The sequence below is a fragment of the Nocardiopsis lucentensis DSM 44048 genome, assembly GCF_000341125.1.
In the GTDB taxonomy this organism is placed as follows: domain Bacteria; phylum Actinomycetota; class Actinomycetes; order Streptosporangiales; family Streptosporangiaceae; genus Nocardiopsis; species Nocardiopsis lucentensis.
Map to the genome: position 1 here is coordinate 1 of NZ_ANBC01000217.1, position 5005 is coordinate 5005.

The 5005-nt window shown below is 74.1% G+C and carries 3 protein-coding genes and 1 pseudogene; 3 read left to right on the plus strand and 1 reads right to left on the minus strand.

What is annotated here, in order from left to right:
- Positions 1 to 357: pseudogene (locus D471_RS0107275) on the minus strand (hypothetical protein); the annotation flags it as partial.
- Positions 358 to 509: 152 nt separating this feature from the next.
- Here D471_RS0107275 and D471_RS42285 point away from each other — a divergent pair.
- The 3 genes from D471_RS42285 to D471_RS0107290 all read left to right on the plus strand — a co-directional run.
- Positions 510 to 2252: an acyclic terpene utilization AtuA family protein gene (locus D471_RS42285; RefSeq protein ID WP_017598002.1), complete on the plus strand. Its 1743-nt coding sequence runs from the start codon at positions 510 to 512 to the stop codon at positions 2250 to 2252.
- A gap of 107 nt (positions 2253 to 2359) precedes the next feature.
- Positions 2360 to 3895 carry an acyl-CoA carboxylase subunit beta gene (locus D471_RS0107285; RefSeq protein ID WP_152486243.1) on the plus strand — a complete coding sequence of 512 codons (1536 nt, stop codon included), beginning with the start codon at positions 2360 to 2362 and terminating at the stop codon, positions 3893 to 3895.
- 107 nt (positions 3896 to 4002) lie between these two features.
- On the plus strand, positions 4003 to 5005 hold a 1003-nt coding region (locus D471_RS0107290), incomplete at its 3' end, for an ATP-binding protein (RefSeq protein WP_026127499.1).

Genomic DNA, 5005 nt, shown 5'->3' on the forward strand with positions numbered 1-5005 from the left:
GCCGCCGAGCACGAACCAGGCGAAGAACTCGAAGAGCCGCGAGTTGATGATGACGGGGGCCAGCAGGAGCAGTCCGACCACGGCGAAGGTCTCGGCGGAGAAGACACCGCCCAGGGTGGAGGCCGGCGGCAGGGGCGTGCCCATGAGGAAGTCCTCGCTCGCGTCCCCGCCCTTGGCGCCCTCGGCCGACGCGGTCCCGTCTCCGGCGTCCTTCGCCGTGGCCCCGGCTCCGCGTCCGTCCCCGGCGGTGTCTCCGGTCGGCTCGTCGGCCGTCTCCGCGTTCGCCTCGGCGGCCTCGGCGGGCGTGTCCCCGGCGGCGTCCGTGCTGGGTCTGTTGTCGTCGTGGGAGGTACTCACCGCGCCAAACTACCCCGCGCGTCTCCCCTCGCGCGGACTCACTAACCCACACTCCGTGGCCACTTCCGGCCATGTGGTGAGCATCGGGACGTTCGAGAGAAAAACAATCACATGCGCTTGTTTTTTCGTGTGTCCGGTGTCACTCTCGATCCATGACTGCGACACCAGCGCCCCCGCTGCGCGTCGGGAACGCCTCCGGTTTCTACGGCGACCGCTTCTCCGCGGTCCGCGACATGCTCACCGGCGGCCCCCTGGACGTCCTCACCGGGGACTACCTGGCCGAGCTGACCATGGCGATCCTGGGCCGCGACCAGCTCGCCGACCCGGGCCGCGGTTACGCCAGGACCTTCCTGAGCCAGATGCGCGAGTGCCTGTCCCTGGTCATGGAGCGCCGGATCCGGGTGGTCACCAACGCGGGCGGCCTCAACCCGCGCGGCCTCGCCGACCGGCTCACCGAACTGGCCGACCAGTGCGATCTGGACCCCCGCATCGCCGTCGTCACCGGCGACGACCTCCTCCACCGCGCGGAGGAGCTCAACCTCGGCACCCCTCTGACCGCCAACGCCTACCTGGGCGCCTTCGGCATCGCCGCCTGCCTGGACGCGGGCGCCGACATCGTGGTCACCGGCCGCGTCACCGACGCCTCCCTCGCCGTGGGCCCCGCGATCTCCCACCACGGCTGGACCCGCGACGACCTCGACGCCCTGGCCGGGGCGACCGTGGCCGGACACGTCATCGAGTGCGGCGCCCAGGCCACCGGGGGCAACTACGCCTTCGCCGCCGACCTCGTGCGCGAGGGCCGCGACCTCGACCGCCCCGGCTTCCCCCTCGTCGAGATCCACGCCGACGGCGGCGCGGTCGTCACCAAGCACCCCGGCTCCGGCGGCACCGTCACCACCGGGACCGTCACCGCCCAGCTCGTCTACGAGGTCGCCGGACCCCGCTACCCCGGGCCCGACGTCACCGCGCGGCTGGACACCGTCCGACTCGACCAGGAGGGCCCCGACCGGGTTCGGATCAGCGGCGTGCGCGGGGAGGCGCCGCCCCCCGAGCTCAAGGTGGGCCTGACCAGCCTCACCGGTTTCCGGGGCGAGGTCGAGTTCCTCATCACCGGTCTGGACGCCGAGGACAAGGCCCGCCACGCCGAACGCCAGATGCGCGCCGCCCTCGACAGGCGCAAGCCCGGTGACCTGCACTTCGAGTTCACGCCAGCGCGCGACCCCCACGCAGCCGACCAGGACTCCGCCACCGCCCGTCTGCGCGTCGTGGCCCGAGACCACGACCCCGCCACGGTCGGCCGGTCCTTCGGCGCCACCGCCGTCGAACTGGCCCTGGCCAGCTACGCGGGGTTCCACCTGGCCGCGCCGCCGCGCGACGCCCGCCCCGACGGGGTCGCCATCACCCAGGCGCTCGTCCCCGCCGCCGAGGTGGAGCACACCGTCATCCTCCCCGACGGCGACGGCGCGCCGATCCCGCCGCCCGCCCGCACCCGCGAACTCCTTGACCTCCCCGACCCCCCGCTGCCCGAACCCCTGCCCCCGCACGCCGCACGGACCGCCCCCCTCGGCCTGGTCCTGGGCGCCCGCAGCGGAGACAAGGGAGCCGACGCCAACGTGGGCGTCTGGGCCCGAACCGACCTGGGGTGGCGCTGGCTCGCCCACGAGCTCACCGTCGACCGCCTGCGCGAACTCCTCCCCGAGACCGCCGACCTCAAGGTCACCCGCCACGTGTTGCCCAACCTGCGCGCCGTGAACTTCTGGATCGAGGACCTGCTCGCACCCGGCACCCCACGCCGCGAGGGACCGGACCCCCAGGCCAAGGGGCTGGGGGAGTGGCTGCGGGCCCGACAGACACCGATCCCCCGACCGCTGCTGGAGGAGGTGGGCGCGCTGTGAGCACACCCTCCCGTCCCGCCCCGCCACACCCGACGCGCACCTTCGGCTCGGTCCTTCCCACCCGCCTGGACGCGGCCTCGCCCGCCTTCGCCGAGGCCCGCGAGGCCATGCTGACCGCCCTCGCCGAGATCGACGCCGAACACGCCAAGGCCGTGGCCGGGGGCGGTGAGCGCTACGTCCAGCGGCACCGGTCCCGGGGCGGGCTGCTCGCCCGCGAACGGATCGAACTCCTCCTTGACGAGGGCAGCCCCTTCCTCGAACTCTCCCCACTGGCCGCGTGGGGCAGCGACTTCCACGTCGGCGCCAGCGTCGTCACCGGGGTCGGGGTCGTCTCCGGCACGGAGTGCGTCATCGTGGCCAACGACCCCACCGTGCGCGGCGGCTCCAGCAACCCGTGGACGCTGCGCAAGTCGGCCCGCGCGGCGCAGATCGCCGAGCACAACCGCATGCCGCTGATCAACCTCGTGGAGTCCGGTGGCGCCGACCTGCCCACCCAGAAGGAGATCTTCGTTCCCGGCGGGCGTACCTTCCGTGATCTGACCCGCCTGTCCGCCGCCGGGGTGCCCACGATCGCCCTCGTCTTCGGCAACTCCACCGCCGGGGGCGCCTACATCCCGGGCATGTGCGACCACGTCGTCATGGTCCGCGACCGCTCGAAGGTCTTCCTCGGCGGCCCGCCGCTGGTCAAGGCGGCCACCGGGGAGGAGAGCGACGACGAGTCGCTGGGCGGCGCGCGCATGCACGCCGAGGTCTCCGGGCTCGCCGACCACCTCGCCGAGGACGAACGCGACGCCCTGCGCATCGGCCGCAGCCTCGTCGCCCGCCTCAACCGGACCAAGGCCGGCCCGGTCCCGGGCGGTCCCGCCGCCGAACCCCTCTACCCGGCCGAGGAGCTGCTGGGCGTCATGCCGCCCGACCTCAAGGTCCCCGTCGACCCGCGCGAGGTCATCGCCCGGATCGTCGACGGCTCGGTGTTCGACGAGTTCAAACCCGCCTACGGCGCCGGTCTGGTCACCGGGTGGGCCACCCTGCACGGCTACCCGGTCGGGATCCTGGCCAACGACGACGGCGTCCTGTTCAGCGCCGAGGCGCAAAAGGCCGCCCAGTTCATCCAGCTCGCCAACCGCGCCGACACCCCTCTGGTCTTCCTGCACAACACCACCGGCTACATGGTCGGCCGCGAGTACGAGCAGGGCGGCATCATCAAGCACGGCTCGATGATGATCAACGCCGTCTCCAACAGCACCGTCCCGCACTTCTCCGTGCTCATCGGCGCCTCCTACGGCGCCGGGCACTACGGGATGTGCGGCCGCGCCTACGACCCCCGGTTCCTGTTCGCCTGGCCCAGCGCCCGGTCGGCCGTCATGGGCCCGCGCCAGCTCGCCGAGGTCCTGTCGATCGTCGCCCGCCAGTCCGCCGCCAGGAAGGGCCAGCCCTACGACGAGGACCAGGACACCGCGATGCGCGAGATGGTCGAACGGCAGATCGAGGCCGAGTCGCTCCCCCTGTTCCTGTCCGGGCGGGTCTACGACGACGGCGTCATCGATCCCCGCGACACCCGCACCGTCCTGGGCCTGTGCCTGTCCTTCGCGCACAACGCCCCCGTTCGCGGCACCGACCGCTTCGGCGTGTTCCGGATGTGACCCCGGACGAGGAGAGGAGACCCGACGTGCCCGACCACGCCCCACCACCGTCCCAGACCGGACCGGCCCCCGCCACGGCGCCCCCGGCCGCCCCCGCCACAGCCCCCGTGACGACCCTCCTGGTCGCCAACCGCGGCGAGATCGCCCGCCGCGTCCTGCGTACCTGCCGCACCCTGGGGGTCGCCACCGTCGCCGTCCACGCCGACACCTCCGAGGAGGCCGCCGCCGCGCACGTCGCCGAGGCCGACACCGCCGTGCGCCTGCCCGTCCCCGACGGAGCCGGACCGGCCGCCGCCTACCTGGACCCCGGCGCGCTGGTCGCCGCGGCCCTGTCCGCCGGCGCCGACGCCGTCCACCCCGGCTACGGGTTCCTGTCCGAGAGCGCCGACCTCGCCCGCGCGGTCGTCGGCGCCGGACTCACCTGGGTCGGCCCGCCCCCCGAGGCGATCGCCGCCATGGGCTCCAAGACCCGCGCCAAGCACATCGCGCGCGAGGCCGGGGTCCCCGTCGCCGCGGCCCTGGACCCCGACGACGTCACCGCCGACCACCTGCCCGTCCTGGTCAAGGCCGCCGCCGGGGGCGGGGGGAGGGGTATGCGCGTCGTCCGCGCCCTCGCCGAGCTGCCCGACGCCGCCGCCTCCGCCCGCGCCGAGGCCGCCGCCGCGTTCGGCGACCCGGCCGTCTTCTGCGAGCCCTACGTCGACCACGGCCGGCACGTCGAGGTGCAGATCCTCGCCGACACCCACGGCGCCGTGTGGACCCTGGGCGAACGCGACTGCTCCGTCCAGCGCCGCCACCAGAAGGTGATCGAGGAGACCCCCGCCCCCGGGCTCCCCGACACCCTGCGCGACCGCCTGCACGGGGCCGCCCGCGCCATGGCCCGGGCGATCGGCTACGTCGGCGCCGGGACCGCCGAGTTCCTCGTCCCCGTCCACGACGACGGACCCGGTGCCCCCGTCTTCCTGGAGATGAACACTCGGCTCCAGGTCGAGCACCCGGTCACCGAGTGCGTCACCGGGCTCGACCTGGTCGAGTGGCAGATCCGCGTCGCCGAGGGCGAGGCACTGCCCGCCTCCGGCCCGCCCGCCCCGCGCGGCCACGCGATCGAGG